The organism is Niveispirillum sp. GW835-FHT14G11, from assembly GCF_058793615.1.
The window spans coordinates 81515-106903 of sequence record NZ_JBXAFZ010000011.1; the positions used below are offsets into that span (position 1 = coordinate 81515).

General features: G+C 64.2%; 21 protein-coding genes. 11 read left to right on the forward strand and 10 right to left on the reverse strand.

Translation table 11 applies throughout. From position 1 onward, the window contains the following. Positions 1-7 precede the first annotated feature (7 nt). Together AC1Q7F_RS20230 and AC1Q7F_RS20235 are read left to right on the forward strand one after the other, a co-directional pair. A complete protein-coding gene (locus AC1Q7F_RS20230; protein ID WP_492510208.1) occupies positions 8-994 on the forward strand; it encodes an amidohydrolase family protein in 987 nt (328 codons plus the stop codon). A 14-nt stretch (positions 995-1008) separates the two neighbouring features. Next, positions 1009-2421 carry an aldehyde dehydrogenase family protein gene (locus AC1Q7F_RS20235; protein WP_492510210.1) on the forward strand — a complete coding sequence of 471 codons (1413 nt, stop codon included), beginning with the start codon at positions 1009-1011 and terminating at the stop codon, positions 2419-2421. Between the two features lie 10 nt (positions 2422-2431). On the opposite strand, the gene AC1Q7F_RS20240 is transcribed toward AC1Q7F_RS20235, so the two are convergent. Continuing rightward, entirely contained in the window at positions 2432-3397 is a 966-nt protein-coding gene (locus AC1Q7F_RS20240; RefSeq protein WP_492510212.1) for a fumarylacetoacetate hydrolase family protein, read from the reverse strand. Between the two features lie 78 nt (positions 3398-3475). On the opposite strand from AC1Q7F_RS20240, the gene AC1Q7F_RS20245 reads away from it, so the two are divergent. The 4 genes from AC1Q7F_RS20245 to AC1Q7F_RS20260 all read left to right on the forward strand — a co-directional run bounded on the left by AC1Q7F_RS20245 (position 3476) and on the right by AC1Q7F_RS20260 (position 8721). Next, entirely contained in the window at positions 3476-4504 is a 1029-nt protein-coding gene (locus AC1Q7F_RS20245; protein ID WP_492510214.1) for a DODA-type extradiol aromatic ring-opening family dioxygenase, read from the forward strand. Positions 4505-4619: 115 nt separating this feature from the next. Beyond that, positions 4620-5372, forward strand: coding sequence for an IclR family transcriptional regulator (locus tag AC1Q7F_RS20250; RefSeq protein ID WP_492510216.1), 753 nt, complete (start codon positions 4620-4622; stop codon positions 5370-5372). Positions 5373-5633: 261 nt separating this feature from the next. Then, positions 5634-7811, forward strand: a complete 2178-nt coding sequence (locus tag AC1Q7F_RS20255) for a TonB-dependent receptor (RefSeq protein ID WP_492510218.1) — start codon at positions 5634-5636, stop codon at positions 7809-7811. Between the two features lie 64 nt (positions 7812-7875). Beyond that, positions 7876-8721, forward strand: coding sequence for a DJ-1/PfpI family protein (locus tag AC1Q7F_RS20260; RefSeq protein ID WP_492510220.1), 846 nt, complete (start codon positions 7876-7878; stop codon positions 8719-8721). A 180-nt stretch (positions 8722-8901) separates the two neighbouring features. On the opposite strand, the gene argE is transcribed toward AC1Q7F_RS20260, so the two are convergent. From argE to AC1Q7F_RS20280, 4 genes are all read right to left on the reverse strand, one after another. Next, the gene (gene argE, locus AC1Q7F_RS20265) at positions 8902-10089 is read right to left on the reverse strand and encodes an acetylornithine deacetylase (protein WP_492510222.1); all 1188 of its coding nucleotides are present in this window, start codon (positions 10087-10089) and stop codon (positions 8902-8904) included. Between the two features lie 4 nt (positions 10090-10093). Then, the gene (locus AC1Q7F_RS20270) at positions 10094-11767 is read right to left on the reverse strand and encodes a thiamine pyrophosphate-binding protein (RefSeq protein ID WP_492510224.1); all 1674 of its coding nucleotides are present in this window, start codon (positions 11765-11767) and stop codon (positions 10094-10096) included. 129 nt (positions 11768-11896) lie between these two features. Then, positions 11897-12400, reverse strand: coding sequence for a RidA family protein (locus AC1Q7F_RS20275; RefSeq protein ID WP_492510226.1), 504 nt, complete (start codon positions 12398-12400; stop codon positions 11897-11899). 6 nt (positions 12401-12406) lie between these two features. Then, on the reverse strand, positions 12407-13651 hold the full coding sequence (locus AC1Q7F_RS20280) for an MFS transporter (RefSeq protein ID WP_492510228.1): 1245 nt from the start codon (positions 13649-13651) through the stop codon (positions 12407-12409). Positions 13652-13801: 150 nt separating this feature from the next. Here AC1Q7F_RS20280 and AC1Q7F_RS20285 point away from each other — a divergent pair, with 150 nt between their 5' ends. The 5 genes from AC1Q7F_RS20285 (at position 13802) to AC1Q7F_RS20305 (ending at position 18194) form a co-directional block, all read left to right on the forward strand. Then, the gene (locus AC1Q7F_RS20285) at positions 13802-14992 is read left to right on the forward strand and encodes an amino acid aminotransferase (protein WP_492510230.1); all 1191 of its coding nucleotides are present in this window, start codon (positions 13802-13804) and stop codon (positions 14990-14992) included. Positions 14993-15127: 135 nt separating this feature from the next. Beyond that, on the forward strand, positions 15128-16087 hold the full coding sequence (locus AC1Q7F_RS20290) for an MBL fold metallo-hydrolase (RefSeq protein ID WP_492510232.1): 960 nt from the start codon (positions 15128-15130) through the stop codon (positions 16085-16087). 3 nt (positions 16088-16090) lie between these two features. Further along, a complete protein-coding gene (locus tag AC1Q7F_RS20295) occupies positions 16091-17668 on the forward strand; it encodes an FAD-dependent oxidoreductase (RefSeq protein ID WP_492510234.1) in 1578 nt (525 codons plus the stop codon). Further along, entirely contained in the window at positions 17665-17889 is a 225-nt protein-coding gene (locus AC1Q7F_RS20300; RefSeq protein ID WP_492510236.1) for a DUF2783 domain-containing protein, read from the forward strand. Before AC1Q7F_RS20295 ends, AC1Q7F_RS20300 begins: the two co-directional genes overlap by 4 nt. Then, the gene (locus AC1Q7F_RS20305) at positions 17874-18194 is read left to right on the forward strand and encodes a 2Fe-2S iron-sulfur cluster-binding protein (RefSeq protein ID WP_492510238.1); all 321 of its coding nucleotides are present in this window, start codon (positions 17874-17876) and stop codon (positions 18192-18194) included. The genes AC1Q7F_RS20300 and AC1Q7F_RS20305 overlap by 16 nt, the downstream gene beginning before the upstream one ends. Positions 18195-18394: 200 nt before the next feature. Here the strand turns inward: AC1Q7F_RS20305 and AC1Q7F_RS20310 are convergent, their stop codons facing one another. From AC1Q7F_RS20310 to AC1Q7F_RS20330, 5 genes are all read right to left on the reverse strand, one after another. Continuing rightward, on the reverse strand, positions 18395-20653 hold the full coding sequence (locus tag AC1Q7F_RS20310) for a TonB-dependent receptor (protein ID WP_492510240.1): 2259 nt from the start codon (positions 20651-20653) through the stop codon (positions 18395-18397). A gap of 115 nt (positions 20654-20768) precedes the next feature. Continuing rightward, a complete protein-coding gene (locus AC1Q7F_RS20315; protein WP_492510242.1) occupies positions 20769-21650 on the reverse strand; it encodes an alpha/beta fold hydrolase in 882 nt (293 codons plus the stop codon). Further along, positions 21647-22600 (reverse strand): dipeptide epimerase, encoded by a 954-nt coding sequence (locus tag AC1Q7F_RS20320; RefSeq protein WP_492510244.1) that lies wholly within the window; start codon positions 22598-22600, stop codon positions 21647-21649. Before AC1Q7F_RS20320 ends, AC1Q7F_RS20315 begins: the two co-directional genes overlap by 4 nt. 75 nt (positions 22601-22675) lie before the next feature. Next, on the reverse strand, positions 22676-24211 hold the full coding sequence (locus AC1Q7F_RS20325; protein ID WP_492510246.1) for an N-acyl-D-amino-acid deacylase family protein: 1536 nt from the start codon (positions 24209-24211) through the stop codon (positions 22676-22678). A 3-nt stretch (positions 24212-24214) separates the two neighbouring features. Next, complete coding sequence (locus AC1Q7F_RS20330) at positions 24215-25309, reverse strand: YkvI family membrane protein (RefSeq protein ID WP_492510248.1); 1095 nt, start codon at positions 25307-25309, stop codon at positions 24215-24217. Positions 25310-25389 lie beyond the last annotated feature (80 nt).

Sequence of the window (25389 nt, forward strand, 5' to 3'; positions counted from 1 at the left end):
ACGGACGATGAGCGTGATCGACGTCCATACCCATATGATCGGGGCCGAATGGCTGGAGATGCTGCGCCGCCATGGCGCCCCGAAATATGAAGTGAAAAACACCAAGGCCGGGCAGGAGAGCATTTTTCTCCACGGCGCGCCCTTCATGACCCTGTTCCCGGAGATGCTGGATTTTGATCTGCGCATCCGCAACATGGACCGGGCCGGGGTTGATCTGGCCATCGTGTCGCTGACCTGCCCCAGCGCCTATTGGGGCGGGGAGGCGGTCAGCGCGCAGGCGGCCCGCATCATGAACAGCCTGATGGAGGAACAGCAGGACCGGTATCCCAACCGGCTGCGCTGGTTCGCGACCTTGCCCTGGCAATATGCCGGTGCTGCCGTCGCGGAACTGGACCGGGCCGTGGTGGCCGGGGCGGCGGGCGTCTTCGTGACCGCCAATGTTGATGAGCGCAACCTGACCGATCCGCAATTCGCCCCCATCTGGGATGCCATCGACCGCCACGGCCTGCCTGTGCTGGTGCATCCCACCGCCCCGCAAGGCGCGGCCCAGATGGGTATGGATGAATATGGGCTGGTGCCGCCCGTGGGGTTCATGTTCGACACGACGCTGGCCATATCCCGCATGATCTTCGACGGGTTCTTCGAACGGTACAGAAACCTGAAAATCATCGCCGCCCATGGCGGCGGCACCTTGCCCTATCTGGCCGGGCGCCTGGACCGCTGTCATGAGCGGATCCCGGCTTGTGCGGAGAAGATCACGCTGCCGCCCAGCCATTACCTGCGCCAGATCTATTATGACGCGGTGGTGTATGAGAAGGCGGCGCTGGACCTGTGCGTGCATGTGGCGGGCGGGCCGGAGCGGGTGATGTATGGCTCCGACTATCCGCACAATATCGGTGACATGGCCGGTTGCCTGGACCGGGTGAACGCCATGGGCGGGTCGGTGGCCCGCAAGATCAAGGGCGAGACGGCAGAAAAGCTGTTCGGCTTGTGAGCAAGGGGGACATGATGACGGTTGAACCACGCTTGATCATCGACGGACAGGCCCGCATGACGGCGGCGCGGTTCGACGTCATCAACCCGGCCACCGGGGTGGCCTTCGCCACCTGCCCGCAGGCGGGACCGGCGGACCTTGACGACGCGGTCGCGGCCGCCCGACGGGCCTTTCCGGCTTGGGCGGCGTTATCGGTTGATGATCGCGCCGCCCGCCTGCTGGCCATTGCCGATGCCCTGGAAACACACAAGGCGGATATCATCCGGCTTCTGTCCACCGAACAGGGCAAGCCCATGGCGGGCGGTGCCGCCGGAGAAGTGGGGGCTGCCATCATGTGGACCCGCTTCACGGCGGGCCTGCGGCCGGAGGTCGAATTGATCCAGGACGACGCATCGGCCCGCATCGAACTGCACCGCCGGCCGCTGGGGGTGGTGGCCTCGATCACGCCCTGGAACCATCCCGTCCTGATCGCCGTCTGGCACATCATGCCGGCCTTGCTGGCCGGCAATTGCGTGGTGATCAAGCCGTCGTCCTACACGCCACTGTCCACCCTGCTGCTGGTGGATATCACGGCCGCCCTGTTGCCGCCCGGTGTGCTGAACGCCGTGACGGGGGAGGGGGCGATGGGACAGGCCATCAGTGGTCATCCCGGTATCGACAAGATCGTCTTCACCGGTTCCACCCCCACCGGACGGCGGATCATGGCCAACGCGGCCGGCAATCTGAAGCGCCTGACCCTGGAACTGGGCGGCAACGACGCGGCCATTATCCTGCCCGACGCCGATGTGGATGCCATCGCGCCCAAGATCTTCGCCAAGGCCTTTGGGAACAGTGGCCAGACCTGCGCGGCGCTGAAGCGGCTTTATGTCCATGACAGTTTGCATGACGCGCTGGCCGGAAAGCTGGCGGACCTGGCGCGGGCGGCCAGGATGGGACCGGGCGACGATCCGCAAAGCCAGTTCGGGCCTGTGCAGAACCGGGCACAGTTCGACCGTGTCTGTGAATTGGCCGCCGATGCCAGGGCACAGGGCGGGCGGTTCCTGACGGGGGGCGAGCCGCTGCCCGGCCCCGGCTATTTCTTCCCGCTGTCCGTCGTGGTCGACGTAACGGACGGGATGCGGGTGGTGGATGAGGAACAGTTCGGCCCCATCCTGCCCCTCATCCGCTATCACGATGTCGAGGATGCGCTGGCCTGCGCCAATGCGGGGGAGAATGGGTTGGGCGGGTCGGTCTGGTCGTCCGACGTGGCGGCGGCGACCCTGCTGGCGCAGCGGCTGATCTGCGGCACGGCCTGGGTCAATGACCATGCCAGCCTGTCGCCCGCCGCCCCCTTTGGCGGGGCCAAGCAGTCGGGCATCGGCGTGGAATTCGGCCTTCACGGCCTGCAGGAATATCAGCAGGTGCAGGTGCTGCGGGTGGCGAGGTAGGGAGATGACCCTACCGCCGCTCCCCGATCACATTGCGCAGGGTGCCGATGCCGTCGATCTCGATCTCCACGACATCGCCCGGCTCCAGATAGCGGCCGGTCTCGAACCCGCAGCCATTGCCCATGGTGCCCGACCCCAGCACATCGCCGGGATACAGCGTCTCGTCCCGGCTGATGAAGGCGATACAGGCTTCGAACCGGTGCTGCATGTCGCCCGACCGGCCCACGCCCTGCGTTTCGCCATTGATGCGGCAGCGCATGGTGAGCGCATAGGGATCGGGTATTTCGTCGCGGGTCACGATCCAGGGGCCCATGGCGTTGCCCGTGTCGAAATCCTTGCCCTTGCTGGGGCCCATGCGGAACTGCTGGTCGCGGACCTGTTCGTCCCGCGCGCTGAAATCGTTATAGATCGTGTAGCCGAAAATATGGTCGCGTGCGCGGTCGGCCGCTATGTCCACGCCTTTGCGGCCGATGATGGCGGCGAATTCAACTTCATAATCCATGGTCCGGCTGAAGCGCGGCCATTGGATGGTGCTGCCATGGCCGGAACAGGTCATGCGGTTGCCCTTGAAATAGAAGGGTCGCTCGTACCAGATCGCTGGCAGCGCATAGGCACCGCTGGCCTTGTAGGAAAGATATGCTGTCTCCGGGTCGGGCTGCGTGGCCGCCCGCATGCGCATGCTGGTTTCCAGCGCCTGCAAACAATGCAGCTCGAAATTCGCGAAGTCGCGGATGGAATTGGGCACCGGCAGCGGCGCCAGGAAGCGCACCGCGTCGGGCGACAGCAGATGGTCGCCCCGGTTGCGGGCCAAAAGGTCGGCGATAGCCGGAAGGCTGCGTTCCTCCGCCTCGATGATGGCCTGCATGCTGGCCAGGAAGGGGGCGGCATCGGCCGCCGTCAGGTCCAGCAGCAGCCCGTCCGCCGTCACGGCAGCGGTGCGGATGCGGCCCTCATGTTCGATCGTCGCCAGCTTCATGGAACGGTCCCTCATCCTTGCTTGCTGGCCAAGGCTTAAACCTGATACCGTTGACTTGTCAACCAATGGAGTTTCGACATGGCGGAAATCGTTCTGGGCATCGGCTGCGCCCACACGCCGCAACTGCACACACTGGCCCGCGACTGGGATATTCGTGCGGCCCGCGACCGGCAGGATGGCGTGCCCTTCTGGTACAAGGGCCGCAAACTGCCCTATGCGGAGCTGGAGGCGCTGCGCCGGCATGAGGATATCGCCAGCCAGCTTTCCATGCCGATCCGGGAAAAGGCGTTGGAGAAGAGCTTTGCAGCCATGGACCGGCTGCACGCGCTGTATCGGCAAGTGGACCCCGACGTGGTGGTCATTGTCGGCAATGACCAGAAGGAGATTTTCAGCGGCATCATTCCGGCCTTCGCCGTCATCGCTGCATCGACCATCGCCAACATGCCGCGCACGGCGGAACAGAATGCGCGCCTGCCGGCGGGGATCGAGATCGCCGACCATGGCCATCTGCCGGCCAGCCACACGGACTACCCCGGCCACCGTGAACTGGGCCTGCATCTGGCCGGGCATCTGGTGCGGGAGGGCGGCTTCGACGTGACCCTGTGCCATGAGAAGCCCACGGTCCATGGCGCGAATTCGCTGCTTTATGGCATGCCGCATGCCTATGGTTTCCTCTACAAGAACATCATGCGCGACCATGTGAAGCCGCATGTGCCCGTCGATGTGAATTGCTGGTATTACGAGAACAGCCCCACTGCCGCCCGCTGCTATGATTTCGGCGCGGGCTTGGCCCGGGCGATCCAGGCCTGGGACAGTGATGCACGCGTGGCCCTGTTCACCACGGGCGGCCTGACCCATTTCGTGGTGGATGAGGAATGGGACCGGCAGTTCCTGGCCGCCATGGCGTCGGGGGAGGCGGACTGGCTGCGCTCCATTCCGCAGAACGAATTGATGGCCGGCACGTCGGAATGCAAAAGCTGGATTGCCACGGCGGCGGCCATGAACGAGGCGGGTCTGAAGATGGAACTGGTGGATTATCAGCGCCTCTACCGGACGGAAGGGGGGACCGGTTCTTCCTGCGGCTTCACGGCCTGGTTACCCGCGTAGGAATGCAGGGCGAGACAGAATATCACAATACGTGACCAGCTAGCTTCACCCTCGCGCCAGCTTGTGTTAAGTCTGATGAAGGGCGCGTCCAGTCTGGACACGCGGGAGGAGCGCCATGTCAACGATGGACGAAGAACAGGAGGAGGGTAAATCCTCCTCCACGGTAAAGAGCGTCGAGGTCACGGTCCAGATCCTGGAAGCGATCACGGAGGCGACGGGCCCTGTGCGCGTTACCGATCTGGCCAAGCGCCTGGGCATGACCAAGGCGCGTGTTTCCCGCCACCTGCAGACCCTGACGGCGCTGGGCCTTGTGGACCGGGCGCGGGAGGGTGAAGGCTATGTCTTTGGCCGCAAGCTGCTGAAATTCGGCCGCGCCGCCGTCTATCGCAGCAATATCGTGGAGATATCGCGGCCGTTCCTGACCGACCTGCGCGTTTCCACAGGACACACGGCCATCCTGACCACGCCCACGCGCGGCGGGGCCATGGTGGTGGCGGCCGTGCCCAATCCGTTCGAACCCGGCGTGATGGTCCATCCCGGCATGGTCCTGTCCCTGCCGGCATCGCCCGCCGCCCGCCTGATCCATTATTTCGAACGGTTGAAGCCCACGCCGCCGCGCGTGGAGGAGAATCTGCGCAAATATGGCGTCGATTTCGAGGCCAATGCCAGCGGCAATGGGCTGGGCGGCATTGCGGCCCCGATCTTTGAGCCCGATGGCCTGATCTCTTCGACCGTGGGCGTCATCCTCTCCTCCTCCCTGCTGCTGCCGGAACCCGATCCGGCGCTGTTCGGGCCGATCAAGGCCATCGCCCAGGAAATCCAGGCCCATTATGCCGAGGGTGCGACCTCTCCCCTGATGCCGCGCTGACCAACCGGCAGGGCCACCCGATCCTTATTTCCAAAAGACGCGGCCCCTGACGGTGCCGCGTTTTTTTTAGCATTGATGGGGAGTTGCGCTGTGCGAGACTGTGGCTCGTGAAATGGAATTGCTCGCGGGTCGCATCGTTGACAATGCAATCAATTTAGTCTCGTATAGCGTTACAACGTCACGTAAAATGCATCACGCCGCTATGTGGCCTGCGCGTGCGGGCACCGGGAACGGGGTGAGCCGAGATCAGGGGGTCTGAGCATGTCGAAGAGTGAAGGATCGCGTCGCCTGCGATGGTCGGTGGCGTCAACAGCCTTGCTGTTGGTCGCCGGTGCCCTGTCCGCCACGGCACAGGAACTGCTTCAGTTGGAGGAGATCATCGTCACGGCCCGGCGCATGGAGGAAAGCCTGCAGCGCACGCCCGTGGCGGTCACGGCCGTGTCGGAGGCCGACCTGCGCGACAAGAATATCGAGAGCCTGCTGGATATCGGTGCTGTCGCGCCCAACGTCATGGTCGGCAGCCAGTCGGCCAATGGCGGGCTGAATGGTGGCTTCTTCATCCGTGGCATAGGCCAGGACCGGTCGGGCATCGGCTTCGACCAGGGCGTGGGCATCTATGTCGATGATATCTATCAGAGCCGCAGCGACAATTCCCTGATCGACATCGTGGACGTGGAACGGGTGGAGGTTCTGCGCGGCCCCCAGGGCACGCTGTTCGGCAAGAACACGATCGGCGGCGCCATCCGCTACATCACCAAATCGCCCAGCAACAAGGCCGGCGGCTATGTCGATGCCACCGTCGGTTCCTACGACCGGGCCGATATCAAGGCCAGCGTCAATGTCCCGCTGACGGAGACGTTGTTCGTCAAGGCCACGGTAGGTTCACTGAACCGCGACGGCTATATCAAGCATGTGGTCGACAAGGACCGCGACGGGGACCAGGATACGCAGGTTGGGCAGCTGCAGGTGCGCGCACACTTGTCGGAGCGGCTGACGGTCGACCTTTCCGCGGCCAAGACGCGCAGCAAGAATAGCGGCCGTGCCTATATTGTCGATTATATCGATGCTGCCGACACGTTTCCCACGCGCTTTCGCACCAAGACGGGCCTGCCTTTCGACAACCGCTTCGCCAGCACCGATCCCTATACACGCTATGGCGGGGACGATACCTCCTATTCCTATGACGGCTATACCCTGTCCGGCGTCATCAATTTCGATGTGACGGACGATATCAGCCTGAAATCCATCACCGGCTATATGCAGGCCGACATCATGTCGGCCAATGATTGGGACGGGACGCAATATCAGGTCTATGACATCGTCAATGACCGCAAGATCGATCAGTTCTCACAGGAATTCCAATTGTCGGGGGCGGGCTTCGACAACCGTTTCCATTATGTCGGCGGTCTCTACTATCTGACCGAAAGCCCGGTAGACAATGCCACCGTCTATACCGCCTTCGACGCCCAGTTTCCGGCCCCGCGCCTGACCAGCCAGAGCCAGACGGTGGACAGCTATGCCGCGTTCGCCCAGGGCACCTTCTCGCTGACCGAGCAATTGTCTGTGACGGGTGGCCTGCGCTACAGCCGTGACGACAAGTCGGCCAAGGGATCGCGCGTCGATACGCGGTTCAGCGGGACGGGGGAGGGCAGCTGGGACGATGTCTCCTCGCGCGCCTCCATCGAATATCAGTGGAACGACGATGTGATGACCTATGCTGCTGTCACCAAGGGCTTCCGCAGCGGCGGCATCAATATCGGTACGGCGGCCCCGGTGGTTTTCACCAAATATGATCCGGAGAAGGTGTGGAACTATGAGGCGGGCATCCGTTCTGACCTGCTGGACCGCCGCCTGCGCTTGAACATCACCGGCTTCCATATGGATTACACGGATCAGCAGCTGACAGCGCTGAACCAGGCGACCAACACCATCTTCATGCAGAATGTCGGCTCCTCCCACCGCACGGGCCTGGAGGTCGAAACCCAGGCTTTGGTGACCGAGGGCTGGCGCCTGGAAGGCACGTTCGGGTATCTGGAGGCCGAGTATGATGATGTCGGGACGGCCACCGGCATCACCAAGAACAGCCGGGTGCTGCGCTCGCCCAAATATACCTACACGCTGGGCACCAGTTATACTGTGCCCGTGGGCGATGGGACGGTGACGGGCAACCTGAACTATAATTACCGGTCCAAGCAGTCCACCACCTCCACCGATACCAATTCGGTGCTGCTGAACAGTTACGGCCTGCTGAATGCCCGTATCCAGTATGACGCACCGGACGAGGCCTGGTCCGTGGCCCTGCTGGCCACCAATCTGGCCGACAAGGTCTATTATATCGGTGGCATTGACTTCGCCCGCAAGGAAACGCTGACCGGTGTCAGCCAGTTGGATGTCGGACGGCCGCGCGAATTCGCGGTAAATTTCCGGTACCGGTTCTAAGGACAGGCTTGCGGTTGGGGGCGGGGAGGTGATCTCCGCCCCTTTCCGCTTTCAGGGGGACAGGATGGAAGAGCAAATTGTGGGCGGCGAGCCGGTCAAGGACCGCCGCCGGTTTCTGATGGGGATGGCCATGACGGCAGCAGGAACGATTTCAGGCCCGGCCCTGGCGCAATCGGCCGGTGCAACCCCGGATACGCAACCGGGCAACAAGATGCCGCCGCCACCCGATACGCCGGTCATGGCCCTGCTGGTCCATCCCAAGATGGTGATGCAGGATCTGATCGGCCCGCTGACCGTGTTCAACCTGATGCGTGGATCGCAGATCCATCTGGTCTGGAAGGACAAGCAGCCGGTGACGACCGAGCTGGGAATCGCTGTCACGCCGACCACGACATTCGCTGACTGTCCCAAGGATGTGGATGTGCTGTTCGTGCCCGGCGGGCTGGACGGCACCATCGCCCTGATGGATGATCCGGAAGTGCTGGGCTTCCTGGCTGACCGGGGTTCGCGGGCGAAATATGTCACGGCCGATTGCACGGGCTCCCTGTTGCTGGGGGCGGCCGGGCTGCTGCGCGGCTACAAGGCCACGTCGCACTGGATGGTGCGGGACGAATTGCGCGCTTTGGGGGCCATTCCCGTGCATGAGCGTGTGGTCATCGACCGCAACCGCATCACGGGCGGCGGGGTGACGGCCGGCATCGATTTCGGCCTGACCATCTGTGCCCTGATGCGGGGCGAAGCGGCGGCGCAGAATATCCAACTGGTCATCGAATATGCCCCGGCCCCGCCTTTCAATGCCGGCACACCGGAAACGGCCCCGCCAGAGATCGTCAGCACCCTGCTGTCCCGGCGCAGCGGCACCATCGAACGCGCCCGCGCCAAGGCCATTGCCGCCGGTGCGAAGTTCTGACAGGGCTTTTTACACAGGCGTACTACCGTAACCCCTTGCACCCACATGCTTTCCCCGCGAAAGCGGGGATCCAGGGGCTACAAGAAACCCCATCTCGGTGCCCTTGGCCCCTGGACCCCCGCATTCGCGGGGGAGGCACCGTTGTGATGCCTCCCGGTTCGGTGCCCCAACAAGGTGGCGTCACACCACCGCCAGTGCCGTCACCGCCAGCCGGTCCAGGAAATCCTCACACAGGGCCAATTGCTCCAGCGCCACATATTCATCCGGCTTGTGCGCCTGGCTGATGGAGCCGGGGCCGCAGATGATGGCCGGAATGCCCGCCTGCTGGAACAGGCCGGCCTCCGATCCGAAGGTGACATAGGCAGGGGCGGCGTTGGACTGCGCCAGGCGCTGCACATGCCGGGTCAGGGGGGCATCCACGTCCAGCGCGAAGCCCGGCACCCGGCCCTTGCGGGTCATGGTGATGCCCGCACCCGGATGCACAAGGCGCATTTCCGGCACCAGCACATCATCGATATAGGCCTGGATCTCGGCGACCAGGGCATCGCTGTCGGTCCAGGGCAAGGCCCTGATGTCGAAGCGCAGGGTGCAGGAGCGGGGCACGATATTGGCAGCAAATCCACCCTGGATGACGCCGGTCTGCAGGGTGGTGTAGGGCACTTCGTACCCTTCATGCCAGCGCTCCGTCCCCTTCAGGCGCTGCCCCACCTCCCAGATCTTCATGACGATCCGGGCGGCATATTCGACGGCATTCACGCCCTGCGGCGCCAGGGAGGAATGCACCTCCAGCCCTTCCACCTCCACATTGTAGACCGACCCCTCCTTATGCCCGATGACCGCGCGCATGCTGGTGGGCTCACCCACGATGCAGGCGGCTGAGCGGATGCCGGCCTGTTGCAGATCGGCCAGAAGATGCGGGATGCCAAGGCATCCCACCTCCTCGTCGAAAGACAGGGCCAGATGCAGGGGCTGCGGGCGTTTTGCCTGGAGGAAGGAAGGCACCCTGGCCAGCGCCACGGCCAGGAACCCCTTCATGTCGCAGGTCCCGCGCCCGTACATCAGCCCGTCCCGTTCCGTCAGGGTGAACGGATCGCTGCTCCAGTCCTGACCGTCCACGGGCACGACATCGGTATGGCCGGACAGGACGATACCGCCATCGCCGGTGCCGATGCTGGCAAACAGGTTGGCCTTGCGGCGGTCGGCGCTGTAGGTCAGCCGGCTTTCAATCCCGAAGCCGGCCAGATAATCATAGACCCAACCGATCAGGTCCAGATTGCCATCACGGCTGACGGTCGGGAATCCCACCAGCGTCCTTAGGATGTCGATGGTGGCGGCATTGGGCCGGCGTGTCGTTTCGGCTTCCATCATGTCTTCAACGCACCTTGCGTCCATGCACATGCTTCCAGGGCGATGCCGTCTTATCCAGGTCGAACGGTACCGCGATCAGCACGGGGCCGTCATGGTCCTTGGTGTCGGCCAGGGCCTTTGCCAGTCCCGCCGGCCCGTCGGCCAGAATGCCCCGCACGCCGAAGCTTTCCGCCAGTTTCACGAAATCCGGATTGTGCAGTTCCGATGCGATCAGGCGGCCCTGATACTTGTTCTGCTGGATGCGCCGCACATTGCCGAAATTGCCGTCGAAGAACACGATGGCCGTCAGCTTGATGTTGTGCAGCATGGCCGTGGCCAGCTCCGGCATCGTATAGAGGAAGCCGCCATCGCCATTGACGGAGATGGTGCGCCGCTTGCCGGCCCCCACCTGCGCGCCCAGCGCCGTGGCAAAGCCATAGCCCAACGTGCCCTGGTAGCTGGAATTGACATAAGTGCGCGGCGTGTGGATGGGCAGGCCGTAACGGCTGGCATAGCCGACCTGGGTCATTTCATCCACGAACACGTCATCATCGGCCATGGCGGCGCGGATGACGTCGAGATAGGAGATTTGCGGCTGGATATCGCGGGCAATCTCCTCCCGAAACGCCTGTTTGATGGCGCGGAATTCCGCCCGCCGGTCGGGGCGGGAAGTGCCGATCGCATCCAGGGCCGCGACCAGTGCGGCCGTGCCGTCGGCCGCGTCGCCGAAGAGGGCGACGGTGGGGGCTACCACCCGCTGCATTTCCGCCTGATCCAGATCGATGCGGATGATCCGCAGCTTCTCGTCATGGCCCCATTCGCGCAGCTGCTGCAGGCGGGTGCCGATGCCGATCACCAGATCGATATCGGCCCAGTGGGGCAGGGCGGCGGCGGCGGGCAGGGCGTAATCATCATCGTCACGCAACGTGCCGCGGCCCATATGGCGACTGACCACCGGCGCCTGCAGCCGTTCGGCCAGGGCGCGAATTTCGTCACGCGCACCCAAGGCGCCGCTGCCGACCACGATCATGGGATTGCGGGCAGTCGCGGCCAGCTTTGCAGCCTGTTCCACCGCGACCGGATCAATGGCGGGCCTGTCCAGCGATGGCAGGGCCGTATCAAAGCGGATCATCGCCACCTGGGCCAGGATGTCGGGCGGCACTTCCAGCGCCACCGGCTGCGGCCGGCCGGTCAGCAACTGGCGGAACGCCTCATCCAGCAGACGCGGAATATCGCTGGCGTGGCTGGCGCGGGCGCTCCATTTCGTCAGGTTGCGCAGCAGGCCCGTCTGGTCATTGATCTCATGCAGGGCGCCGTGGCGGCGGTCCAGCAGCGCGCTGTTGACCGTGCTGGTCAGGCACAGGACGCGGGCATTGCAGGCATAGGCGGTGGACAGGGCCGCCCCGGCATTCAGCACGCCCGGTCCCGGCACCACCGCACACACGCCCGGCCGGCCCGTCACCATGGCATAGCCCAGGGCCATATAGGCGGCCCCCTGTTCATTGCGCGTGTGGATCAGCCGGATGCCGTCATGGTTGCGGTACAGCCCGTCGAAAAATTCGTCCAGCTGCACACCTGGCACGCCGAACACCGTATCCACGCCCCAGCGGTGCAGCCCGGCCACCAGGGCATCGCCCCCCGTCATCCGGGTGGCGGCGCCCGCGACCAATGTCTGGCTGTCCATCATGCTGCCCATCATCCTGTCCTTCTCTCAGATCATTGCTTGCGGCATCGTTCTTCCGCCCGGCAATGCTGCCATCGTCGATCGAAATATGTAATGTATTGCGAGACAATGTTTCGCATAGCGATACTATTTCGTCGCTCATCATCAAGGGCGCGGCGCCCCCCGCCCATCACCGTCCGCCGTCACCTCGAACGTCGCCTCCACCATGGTGGCGAAGTTGAAGGGCAGCATGGAGACGCCGATGGAACTGCGCGTGTGCCGCCCGCGATCCCCGAACAGCCGCACCATCAGCGACGATGCCCCGCCCATGACCCGTGCCTGTCCGTCGAACGGCTCCACGGAATTGACGAAGCCCCCCAGCCGCTGGCAACGGATCACCCGATCTGCGTCGTCATCTACGGCCTGGGCCAACCACATCAGGATATTCAGGGCCGACAGTTCCGCCGCCTTGATCCCGTCTTCCAGCGACAAGTCCCGGCCAACCTTGCCGACATACCGGCGTTCGCCCTGCCATTGGCAAACCTGTCCGGAAATATGCAGCAGGGTGCCGCATTGCTGCCAGGGCATGAAATCGGCGTGGGGGATGCGCGGGCTGGGCAGTTCCAATCCCAGGCCCCGCACCAGGGCGGTGATGCTGTTGCCTGTCATCTGTCCTCATCCCTTGTTCTTGAACGCCGCGTGGAAGCGCGGGTTCAGCGTCAGGGTCAGCACGCCCGACGCCAATGCGGCCAGCGTAAACAGCAGGAAGGCGACGGTGTAGCTGCCCAGCAGGTCGTGCAGATATCCGGCCATGGCGGGACCGGCCGAACTGCCGGCCATGAAGACCGTGGTCAGCACGGCGATGGCGCGGGCCATGGCGCGGGGGCCGAAACAATGCTTGGCAATCACCGGCACGCTGATCAGCATGCCGCCTTGGGTCGGCCCATAGACCAGGGCAAAGGCGACCAGGGTCACGATGCCTTCGATGGGCAGGGTCATAAGCACGCCGACAGTGACCAGGAACCAGCAGGCCGCCACCCCCTTCAGCGAGAAGCGGTCGAACACCCAGCCATAGGCCAGCTTGCCGATATTGCTCATCACCATGACCACCGAGAAGCCGATGGCGGCCACGCTGGCGCCCAGATGCAGGTCCCGGTCGAAATAGATGACCAGATGCGCCGCCAGACCATGATCCACCGCACCGACCAGGAAGCAGATAAGCGCCGTCACGATGAAGGCACGGGTGAAGCGCACCTCCTGGAAGTTGGGGGCGGCGCCATGGGTGGCGGCGTCATGCTTGGCGGTGGCCGCCACCTGATCGCTGCTGCGTTCGCGCGCGCGCCAGATGAAGAAGGGCAGGGCCACCAGCCAGATCACCAGGCTCATCAGGGCGCAGGTCATGCGCCAGCCCACCGCCTGCGACAGGAGCGTCGTTGTATAAGGCACGATCACGCCGGCGCAACTGGTGCCCATCAGCGAGATACCGATGGCCAGCCCCTGGCGGCGGGAAAACCATTGCGAGACAAAGATCTTCATCGCCGTGGTCACACCCAGGGCACTGATCCCCAGCAGCGCGCCGACAACATAGAGCGTCCACAGGCTGTGGACCAGGGGCATCAGCAGCAGTGCGCAGCCGGATATGATTGCACAGGCGATGGTGACGGGACGCACACCAAACCGTTCCACCAGATGCCCGGTCAGATAGGCGGCGACCGCGCCCACCCCGAATTTGACGGAGGTCAGCAGCGCCACATCGCCGCGCGACCAGCCCGTCTCATCGATGATCGGCGCGTACAGCACCGGGATCATGATCGCCGGAATGCCCAATGTCGCAAAGAAGATCAGGAAGGCGCAGGCCACGTTCCAGCGCGCGTCCAGCATTTCCCGCCGATCCTCCGGCGGATACCCAGCCTCAGACATACCCAGCCATCTCCATGCCATGGCGCCGGCTCCCCCATGGGGTCGGCACCTTATTGTTGTTGCCGATTGGTTTTTGCACTGAAACACGTTAGGTTTGTCACGTCAATCAAGATAACGTCTCGTAATACGATACAAATGGAGGCTCGCGACATGTTTGCACATCTATCTGAACCGCCGCAGGACCCGATCCTGGGTCTGGCGCGATTGTTCGCTGCCGACCTCAGCCCACACAAGGTCGATCTGGGCATCGGCGTCTATAAGGACGGGCAGGGGCAGGTGGCCATCCTGCCCAGCGTCAAGGCGGCGGAGAGCTGGCTGCTGGCCAATCAGCAGAGCAAAAGCTACCTCTCCTCGGCCGGCAATGCCGACTATAACCGGCTGATCCGCGATCTGCTGTTCGGGGAAGCGACGGAGTTGACCGGGCGGGCGCGCACGGTTCAGGCGCCCGGTGGAACGGGTGCGCTGCGTCTGGCGGCGGAGTTCCTGCACCGGCTGCGGCCGGGTGGGCGGGTCTTCATTCCCGATCCGACCTGGGCCAACCATCGCGCCATCTTTACCGCCGCCGGGCACACGGTGGTGACATATCCCTATTATGACGTGGCGCGCGGGACCTTGCGTTTCGATGCCATGATGGAGACGCTGGCGGGGATGGATCGGGCCGATGTGCTGCTGCTGCACGGCTGCTGTCATAACCCGTCGGGTGCTGATCCCGATGCGGGGCAATGGGCGCAGATCGCCGACCTGCTGGCCCGGACCGGCGCCTTTCCGCTGATCGACCTTGCCTATCTGGGCTTTGCCGATGGGCTGGATGCCGATGCGGTGGGCATGCGTCTGCTGGCGGCCCGGCTGCCGGAAATGCTGGTCGCCAGTTCCTGCTCAAAGAATTTTGCGCTTTACCGGGAGCGGGTGGGGGCCCTGACGCTGGTCGGGGAAACGGCGGCGGCGGCCGACCTGGCGCAGGCCCATCTGATGCCGATCATTCGCACCAATTATTCCATGCCGCCTGATCATGGCGCCGCCATCGTGGCCCATATCTTGGGCGATGCGGCCCTGAAGGCGCAATGGCGGGAGGAGGTGCGCCAGATGCGCGGCCGCATCAATGGCATGCGCAGCCGACTGGTCGATCTGCTGGCCGACCGGTGCGAGCGTGATTTCGGTTTCCTGGGCCGCCAGCGCGGCATGTTCGCCTTGCTGGGCATCGGGCCGGACGCGGTGGCGCGCCTGCGGTCGGATCACCATGTGCATATCACCGGTACAGGACGGGCCAATGTCGCCGGCCTGACGGCGGATAATGTCGAGCGCGTTGCCGACGGCATCGCCGCTGTGTGCCGTCACGGATAGGCTGGTTGCGGCTGTCGCGACAGACCGCCTTGTGGGTTGCGCCAAACGATCTGAATGGATCAATCTGCTCCCCTGCAAGGCGGTCTGTGCCGATATGGTTGACTTGTCATCAATAAATCCGAGGGGGAGCTTGGTATGGCCAAGGCATTCGCATCATCCGCCGACCTGGGCGAGAAGCAGGAGACGCTGGAGGTGCTGGCCGACGGGGTCTATGCCCTGACGGCGGAAGGCGACCCCAATGTCGGCGCGGTGGAGGGGGAGGATTTCCTGATTGCCATCGATGCCCGCGCCACGCCGTCGGCGGCCCGTGACTGGCTGGCCAAGCTGCGCCAGCATACGGACAAGCCCGTGCGCTATCTGGTGCTGACCCATTACCATGCCGTGCGTGCCCTGGGTGCCGCCGGTTTCGGGGCGCAGATCGTGCTGGCCAGCGCGCCCACGCGCACCTTGATCCATGAACGCGGTCAGGCCGACTGGGACAGCGAACAGGGACGCATGCCCCGCCTGTTCAAGGGGGCCGAGGAAATACCGGGTCTGACCTTCCCCGACCTGTCCTTTGATCACGGCGTGGAGATCGATCTGGGCGGGTCGCGCGGCACGCTGGAACTGCGCTTCTGCGGGCGCGGCCATACGGCCGGCGACGTCGTCGCCTGGCACGGCACGTCCAAATCGCTGTTCGCGGGCGATCTGGTGGAGGCGCAGGCGGCCCTTTACACGGGCGATGCCTTCCATATGGAATGGGCGGCGGCCACGCTTGACCGGGTTAAGGCCTTCAACGCGGAAAGGCTGGTGGGCGGGCGCGGGGCCGTGGCCTGCGGGCGCGAGGCAGTGGATGCCGCCATCGAACAGACGCGCGGCTTCCTGACCGGCATGATTACCCAAGTCGGCCCGGTGCATGCGGCCGGCGGCACCCTGAAGCAGGCGTTCGAGGCGACGCACAGGGCGCTGTCCCCGCAATTCGGCCATTGGCCCATCTTCGAACATTGCCTGCCCTTCAATGTGCAGCGCCTGTGGGACGAGTTGGACGGCATCGACTGGCCCCGCATCTGGACCATGGAACGCGACCGCGCCGTCTGGGCGCAATTGCAGGGGTGAGCCATGGCTGCGCAAGGCAATATCCCCGTCTGGCGGCCTGTCGGCGCCAGCCCGATACCCGACCCCATTGAAGGGACGGTTCCCATCGTGATCGTGGGGGCCGGGCCGGTCGGTCTGGCCATGGCGCTGGATCTGGGCCGGCGCGGGCATCGGGTCGTGGTGCTGAACCGTCTGGATTTCATCCCGGCCGGATCCAAGGCCATCTGCTTTTCCAAGCGCTCGCTGGAGATTTTCGACCGGCTGGGCGTGGGCGACGCCATCACGGACAAGGGCGTGGTCTGGAATGTCGGCAAGGTGTTCCGCCATGGTGGCACCGAACCTCTCTACCAGTTCGACATGCTGCCCGTGAAAGGCCAGAAACGGCCAGGATTTGTGAATATCCAGCAATATCATGTGGAGGAATATCTGTGGCGGGCCGTTGCCGCCCTGCCCAATGTGGATATCCGCTGGGGCCATGCGGTCACGGGCGTGCGGCCCGACGATGACGGGGTGGAACTGAGCGTGGAGGCGGGGCAGGGGCCTTATACGCTGCGCACGCAATGGCTGATCGCCTGCGATGGCAGCCGGTCGCCGGTGCGGTCCCTGCTGGGCCTGGATTTCGAAGGGCGGGTGTTTGAGGATCATTTCCTGATCGCCGATATCCGCATGTCGGGCGACCGGCCAGCGGAACGCTGGTTCTGGTTCGACCCGCCCTTCAATCCCGGCCAGTCGGCCCTGCTGCACCGGCAGCCGGATGATGTCTGGCGGCTGGATTTCCAGCTGGGATGGAACATCGACCGGGACACGGCGCTGGACCCCGCCAATGTCCGCCGGCTGGTGACGGCGATGCTTGGCGATGATGTGGCCTATGACCTGGTCTGGAGCAGTCTCTATACGTTCCAATGTCGGCGCATGCAGCGGTTCCTGCATGGCCGCGTGGTCTTCGCCGGGGACAGCGCGCATCTGGTGTCGCCCTTCGGCGCGCGTGGTTGCAATGGCGGGCTGGCCGATATCGACAATCTGGGCTGGAAGCTGGACCTCGTGCTGGGCGGCCGGGCCGGACCAGGGCTGCTGGACAGCTATGATCACGAGGCCATCGTAACGGCGGATGAGAACATCCTGAATTCCAGCCGATCCACCGATTTCCTGACCCCGAAATCGCCGGTCAGCGCCCTGTTCCGCGAGGCGGTGCTGGACCTGGCGGGGCACTGTCCCTTCGCCCGGCCCATGGTGAATTCCGGCCGCCTGTCCACCCCGGTCAGCTACCCTGACGGGCCGCTGAACAGTGCCGACACCGATGACTGGAACGGCGGTGTGCCGCCGGGCAGCCCGGCCCTGGATGCGGCGCTGGGGGATGGGTGGCTGCTGGAAAGACTGGGCGGGGAATTCGTGCTGATGGCCGATGGCTGGGACGGGCCGCTACCCGATGGCGTGCGGCTTCTGTCTGTTGCCGCCGACAGTTCCGCCGGCCAGCGATACGGTATGATCCAGGGATCGGCCTACCTGTTCCGGCCCGACCAATATGTGGCGGCGCGCTGGCACCGCCCCTATGCCGCCGCCATCGCCGCCGCCCACCGCAAGGCCACAGGGTTTCACGCATGAGCAACCTGATCCTGACCCCCAATATCCCCGACGCCGACGGTTTCTATGCCGAATTGCTGGACGCGCATCAGGGCCGCAACGATGCCGACAGTCAGGCATTGAATGCGCGGCTGATCCTGATCCTGGCCAACCATGTCGGTGACCGCGCCGTGCTCCGCCAGGCGCTGGAAATCGCGGCGCGTTCCGGTGATGTAAAGGTGCAGCAATGTGTATTCGGCTGATCATCAAAGATACCGACGGTACCGTCATGCCGCTGGCAGGGACGGCCGGGCAGAGCCTGATGTCCGTCATCCGTGATGCCGGGGCGGTTGGGTTGCTGGCCATGTGCGGCGGCTGCTGTTCCTGCGCCACCTGTCATGTGGCGGTGACGGGGGGGCCTGTGGACGCCCTGTCACCGCCATCGGACGATGAACAGGATCTCCTGGCGGCCCTGCCCAACGTCACGCCGACATCCCGCCTGTCCTGCCAGGTGGCCTTGTCTCCGGCCCTGGACGGGCTGTGCGTCACTGTTATCGCCGAGGCATGACCGGCACATTGGCGATCCCATTCTCATCGTCCCGCCTGGCATTGTCCCTTGCGGTCAGTCTGTTCAAGAATGGGCGACGCGTTATTCCGTAACCTTCAATACCGTCGCAGCGGTGTTGCTCAACCACATTTTACGCTCTATTGCGCCGCCCCAATCGGGTTCTGACCCTGTACCTGATTGGGGCGGCGGTAAGCCGAGGATCAGAAATCCGCGCTGAGCGATACACCTATGGTTCGTGGCCTGACCGCAACATAGCGGGTGGACCCGTCGGTGAAGGTGGATGCTCGGCTGTTGAACAGATTGCGGGCGAACAAGGACGCGCTCCAGCCATCCGCCTTCACACCAAGCCGGCCGCCGAGAATGTGGTAGCTGCCAATCACCTTGTAGGTGGCCAGTGTTGGCCGGAAAGTGTTGGGGTAGTCGCCGGTATAGGAATAATCCAGCCGGGCCAGACCAGCCAGACTGCCAGTCAGCTCCCACTCATAGCTGGCGGACGCCGACCCGCTCCACCGCGGTATATAGGGGATGCGGTCGCCGGCCCGGCCGATGGAACTGGAGGGCAGGGAGCTGCTGTTCACCTGATCCTGCGTCAGCTCAGCGTCCGTGTAGTTCACCGTGGCCGTAAGGGTCAGGCCGGTCACGGGACGGGCGTTCATCTCCAACTCCACGCCACGCGTACGGGCGGCCCCGGCATTGGTGATGAAGGAGAAGACATTATCCGCCGTGCGGGTGGAAACCTGGATATTGTCCCAGTCGATCCAATACCCCGCCAGATTGGCGCTGAGCGCCTTGCCGAACCAGTCGGTCTTGATACCCGCCTCATAGTTCCAAAGGCTGTCGGACTCGTAGGTGACAAGGTCCGTGGGGATATTGGGCGTGTTGTTGGTCCCACCGGGCCGGAAACCTTGCGAGGCCGTGGCATAGAGCAGGATGTCGTCGGTCGCTTGGTAGCTGAGGCTGGCCTTGCCGATGGTGCCGCTTTCCGTCGTCTTGGTCTCGGTATAGGGGCTGGCCGACTGATAGCTGGGCCCGCCGGGCATCACGACTTCACCGGCCACCGTCTTCTCATAATGGTAATAGCGCAGGCCGCCGGTCAGTTTCAGGTCGGGCAGAACCTCCCATGTCGCCTCCCCAAAGGGCGCGACCTGGGTCATGTCCGTATTGACATAGCGATAGGAGGTGACGTCGATGGGCGTGACCAGTTCACCTGTCGACGCATCCGCCAGCACGAAATAGCTGTCCACATCGTCATTGCGCTTTTCATAGTAAAGGCCGGCCGTCCATTGGACCGGCCCCTTTCCCTGAGAGGTCAGGCGCGCCTCCTGCGTGATGACGCGGTTTTCCATCTCGGCATAGAACAGGGCCGGCGTCCGGGTGCGGGCATAGGTGACATAGCTGGCCAGCTGCGCCGAAGTGCAGGCCGTGGAAATGCCGAAATGAATGCGGCAGGGACTGGCCGGTGCCGCGATGGAGGCCAGCGCGGTTGCCGTGCCGTCTGTCGTGCGTTCGGTGCCGCTTTGCTGCCAGCCGCTCGCCAGCACCAGTTCGGCAAAACCCAGGTCTAGCCGCCCCTCGCCGCTGACCAGGGTGAAGTCCTCATCATAGTTGGTAAGGGTTGGGGCATTCGAATTGAACAGACCCAGCGAGCGCGTATAAAGCGCGCTGTCATCCACGCCGCTGTCCTGGCGCATGACGGTCAGCGTGTAGCTGAAATCCTCCCGTGGCGCCCATTTCAGCGCCGCCCGCAGGCTGGTCTGGTCGCTGTCGTTGGTGTTCTTGCGGTTCAGCGTCTCCTGGTCGATATAGCCTTCATTCTCCTGCCGGGACACCACGGCGCGCAGGGCCAGTGTTTCCGTCAGCGGCGTGTTCAGCATGGCTTGCAGGGCGTAATTGAAGCCGCCATCCTTGGTGAAGGATGCTTCGCTGCTGACGGAGGAGGCGACGCCGCGGGTCGATGGTTCTTTGAACAAGACGCGTATCGTGCCGCCCATTGAACTGGAACCGTACAGCGTGCCCTGCGGTCCGCGCAGCACCTCAATCTGTCGCACATCGAACAGGGCCAGGTCGCCCGTGCGACCACCGGGGTCGGATGCCGTGCCGTTCGATCCGATGATCGGCGTCTCACCATAATAAAGGCCCAACGTGGCCTCACCCTGGCTGCGGATGCCACGTACAGCGATGCGCCCGCGACCGCTACCGGTCTCCCCTTCCTGCACGACAAGACCAGGGACGGTACGGAAGAAATCATCCATCCCCTTTGCCCCCATCTCCTGCAACGTGGAGCCGGTGATCGCTGTAATCGCCACGGGCGTCTCCTGCAACAGGCTGGCGCGCTTGGTGGCGGTGACGATGATCTCCTCTAACTGGATGGGTGCTTCTTCCGGTGCGGCAAGAGCCGGTGCCGTCAGGGACAGTGAAAGCGACAGCAGCGGAATAGTGTGAAGAACCGTCTTCCTCATAAAGCTCATACCCTGTTCCCTTCATTATATGTTCTTAGCTGAAAGGCACCGTAACGGCAGGAAATAGCTTCATCTTCGCAGGCTGACCGTCGACTTCACACAAAAGTCATCAGGATCATTTTTCACAAGCCCGCCCCGGCACGCCAAGACGTGCGGGGTTGCCGCTGGCGGCGCGGAACGTGTCGGCGACTGTGGTAACGACAATGTCCGGCTTGTCGGTATGGACCATGTGTCCGGCGCCCCCCGCCAGGACCGCGCTGCCACCGGTCAGTGTCACCAGTTCACGATGGCCGGACCGCCAGCCCTCGACCACGCTCTGCGCCGTGCCTGGCCACACCTCGCCCGCCGTGATGACGGAAACGGGAATGCCGCAGACGGGCGGATAGGCGCGCATCGTCTCCTGCGTGCGCACCAGACCATGCGACAGGCGTAGGTTGGACAATTGATAGGGGGTGGGATCGGGCACATCGTTGGCCTTGATGCGGCCCTCCGCCAGCTTCGCCGCCCCGCCGATACCATCGATGCCCGTCACGGTGTTGGCATCGACATAGACCATCGCCTCCACATCACCGGGATAAAGGTTGGCATAGAGCTGGATCAGATAGCCGCCGTAGGAATGCCCCACCAGGGTCAGGTGACGGTCCCGGCCCAGGGCGTAAAGCCCTGCATGCAGCCGGCCCATCTCCTCATGGATATCATAGGGGGTGGACAGGCCGGGGCTGCTGCCCATGCCGCCACGGTCATAGGCGATGATGGTGGCCCCCGTCGCCTGAGCGATACGCGGCGCCACATCCTTCCATGTGTCCGCGCCCAGGCCGGAGCCGGATTCCAGCAGGATGGTCCGCGATCCGCCGGGATAGAGGCGGAAATGCATCGCCACGCCGCGCACATCGACCATCCGGTCCACAATTCCACCGTCCTCCGGCTTCGGCGGCGTGGCACAACCGGCCACCAGCACCAGGGCCGATGCGGCCACCATCCTCAAAGTCCTGTTCATCGAGCCCCTCCCCATACTTCATCCGGACAATGGACCAGACCATCCGCGTACCAGAGCGCCGGGGTGCGGTCGGATGCCAGGAAAGTTGGCCCATCCAGGTCGCAATAGTCGCACAACTGACCCAGCACGAAGGCCGGCGCCTGTGACCAGCTTGTCCCCGTCATGTTGCCGACCATGACCTGGAAGCCAAGTTCCCGCGCCATTCGTTCCATGGTCAGCGCATGGGTCAGCCCACCACATTTGTCCAGCTTGATGTTGACGATGTCGAACAGGCCGACCAGTCGCGGCAGGTCATCCGCAACCTGCACGCTTTCGTCCGCCGCGGTGGGAATGGCACCGTCCAGTCCCGCCATGTCGGCTTCGCACCCGATGGCCAGTGGCTGTTCCAGCAACCTGACCCCGGCGGCTTCCAGCATGGGCACCAGGGCATTGATGCTGTCGATGGTGAAGCCGCGATTGCCATCCACGGCCAGCCAGGCGTCGGGCCGGGCGGCGCGCACAGCGGCCACGCGGGCCCCATCCTCCCCGTCGCCCGACAGTTTCAGCTTGATGGCGCGGGCATGGCTCATGGCGCGCGCGCTGGCCGCCATCACATCCGGCGTGTCGATGCCGATGGTGAAAAAGCTGGGCAGTGGCACCGCCGCCTTCAGGCCGGCCAATGCCCAGACGGGCCGGCCGGCGCGCTTGGCTTCCATATCCCACAGCGCACAGTCGATGGCATTGCGGGCGCCACAGTCCGGCAGCAGGTCCTGCAAGGCGCTGCGGTCGGCGCCGGCGGCCACCGCATCACCCACGGACAAGGCCATCTCCAGCATCCGGTCCGGCCCGTCACCGCGATAATAGACGCCGCAGGCCTCGCCATGCCCGACCCGGTCACCGTCGCTGATATCGACGACCAGAATCTCTGCCGTATTGAATTCCTTGCCGGAGATGCGGAAAGGTGAACGCATGGGCCAGCGTTCCACCCTGGCGTCAAATCGCATGGTGGCTTCCTTCGCAAAGGAGAATTGGTGAGGGGGATGCGGTCAGCGGCCCTTCGGGACCCAGGGTGCATGAGGGGCCGCGGCCAAGAACCGGCCCGGATGGGCGCCCAGGGTACGGCCGTCGGCATAGACGGGCACGCCATTGACCCAAACCTGGGTGATGCCGGCGGAAAATGCTTTGCTGTCGGTCAGCGTGGCGCGGTCGGCGACCGTGTCGGGATCAAACAGGACGAGGTCGGCCGCCGCCCCTGGCCGCAACACGCCGCGATCCTTGATACCCAGATGCGCCGCCGTCAGGCCGGTCATCCTGTGCACAGCCTGCTCCAGCCCCAGCACATGCTTGTCACGGACATAATGGCCCAGGATGCGGGTAAAGGTGGCATAGCCACGCGGGTGACCGCCATCGAACCCGTCGGAGCAGATATTGGTATGCTGCCAGGCCAGGAAAATGGTCAGATCCTCCTCCGCCATGCTGAAGCCGACGATACGTTCCACCGGTTCCTTGTCGGGATGCTGCATCTGATAAGTGGCGGCCTCGGCCATCAGGTCCAGATAGGTCTTGACCGGATCTTCGCCACGGGCGGTCGCGATCTCGGTGATGCTGCGGCCCACCAGTGATGGATCGGCCAGAAAGGTCGTCAGGATCAGCTTGTCCGGCGGCGTCGTTTCCCGGAAATTGCGGGCCACGCCGGTCGGGTCGTTGAAATTCTTGTCCGGAAACAGCGCCGCCATGGTCGTCTGCCAATAGACGTAGGGATAGATGTCGGCCGTGACGTCGATCCCCTCGGCCCGCGCCTGCTCCAGACGTGCGAGGATGGCGGGTGCCTGCCCCCATTTCGATCTGATGGCGATCTTGATGTGCGACAGTTTCACGGGCATGCCCGTCGTCCGGCCGACCAGCAGGAATTCGTCGATGGCCTCGTCGATCTGGTCGGCCTCATTGCGGATATGGCTGATATAGCGGCCGCCATGGGCGGCGGCGACCTGGGCCAGTGCCAATACTTCCCGCGTGTCGGAGAATACCCCCGGCACATAGATCAGGCCCGTGGACAGGCCCATCGACCCGGCATCCATGTCGGCGGCCAGCAGCTTCTCCATGGCGGAAAGCTGCGCGTCGTCGGCCAGATCACGGGCGTCGCCCATGACGCGGCGACGCAGATCGTTATGGCCGGAATAGGTTCCGACATTGACGGCCACAGGGCGGCCCCCCAATCGCGCCTTCAGTTCCGCCGTCGGCAGCTCTGAATAGCCGTCCTGACCGATGATGATGGTCGTCACCCCCTGGTTCACCGCCCCCGGCACGTCGGGCGTGGCGAACATGGTGCGGTCCAGGTGACTGTGGCTGTCGATGAAGCCGGGGGCCAGGACCTGACCGCCGCCATCGACGATCTCATCTCCCGGCCGGCGCCCGACCTGTGGCCCCAGCGCCGCGATGAGCCCATCGGCAATGCGCAATTCTCCCGCCACGGCCGTGGCCCCGGTGCCGTCGACTAGGCGGACATTGGTGATGACACTGTCGGCCGCGGCCGGCAACGACAGGAACAGAGCGGTGGTGAGCAGCAGGGCATGCAGGCGCATGGCTCAATCTTCCTTCTGCTTGAACGCGCGCCAGGCGCCGATGGTGAACAGCGGAATGACCAGGACGGCGATATAGAACAGCGCCGAATAGCGGTAGCCGCTGCCGATCAGGTCAACCAGGCCGATGCGCGTCGCCGCCACGATGGCCACCAGCATGACGGCAAGCGCCACCAGCGGGCGCAGTCCGGCGTGCAGCGGCCGGTTCATGTCAGCGAAATGCCGAGCCAGCCGTTCGTTGAACCCGTGCAGCAGGCCGGCACCCGTTTTCACCAGCGCCCCCAGGACGACCAGTTGCAGCGCCAGCGACAGGCCCGGACTATCCAACCGGGCCAGCACGGTCTGCACCGGCAGGGTCGATTGGTTGATGTCCGGATAGAAGGCCGATAGCGTCAGCAGGAACGCAAAGCCCGGCAGCAGGATCAGCGGCCCGGCGATGGCACCGGCCAGCATGGCTTCCCGGCGCGTCTTGAAATTGCGGGCCACGAAGATCAGCACGGGCAGCAGCGGGATGTTATAGGCGGCATAGGAGATGGCATTCCAGGCCGTCTCCGCCGGCCGGAATGGCGCTGCCGTCAGGGAGGCGGCCATCTGGTCGCCGAACCGGTCCAGCACCAGAACGAACAGCAGACCGTAGGTCAGATAGAAGATGATCGACCAGGCGGAGATCACCTTCTCGATCACGCTGTTGCCAAAGAAGACCAGCCCCGCCACCGCCGCCATGAACACACAGGCGCTGAGCAGATGCGGCCAGCCCAACAGATCAAACAGCAGTTCACCGGCCGCCGCCGACACGATGGCCAGCACCAGCATCAGGCCGGCGAAATAGACGATCTCGAACAGAAATCGGCCTTTGCCCAACAGCAGGCCCATGAAACTGCGGTAATCATAGGCTTGGTCGCGGCGGGCCAGTTCGAAGCCGATCATCGACCCGACGCTGATGATGACTGCCGTCAACGCCATGCCGGCAAGGCCCGAGAGGGGCCCCATGGAAAGGAAGAATTCAACCAGTTCACGCCCGGTCGCGTATCCTCCGCCGACCAGCACCGCCTGGATGACAAGCCCGGGCACCAGATAGGTTTGCAGCGTCTTTATATTCATGAAGGTTCCTGCGGCATGGAGCGGCTTTTTCGATGAGCCTATCCAATCGCAGCCGGGCACGGCATGCTTCGCTGATCGGA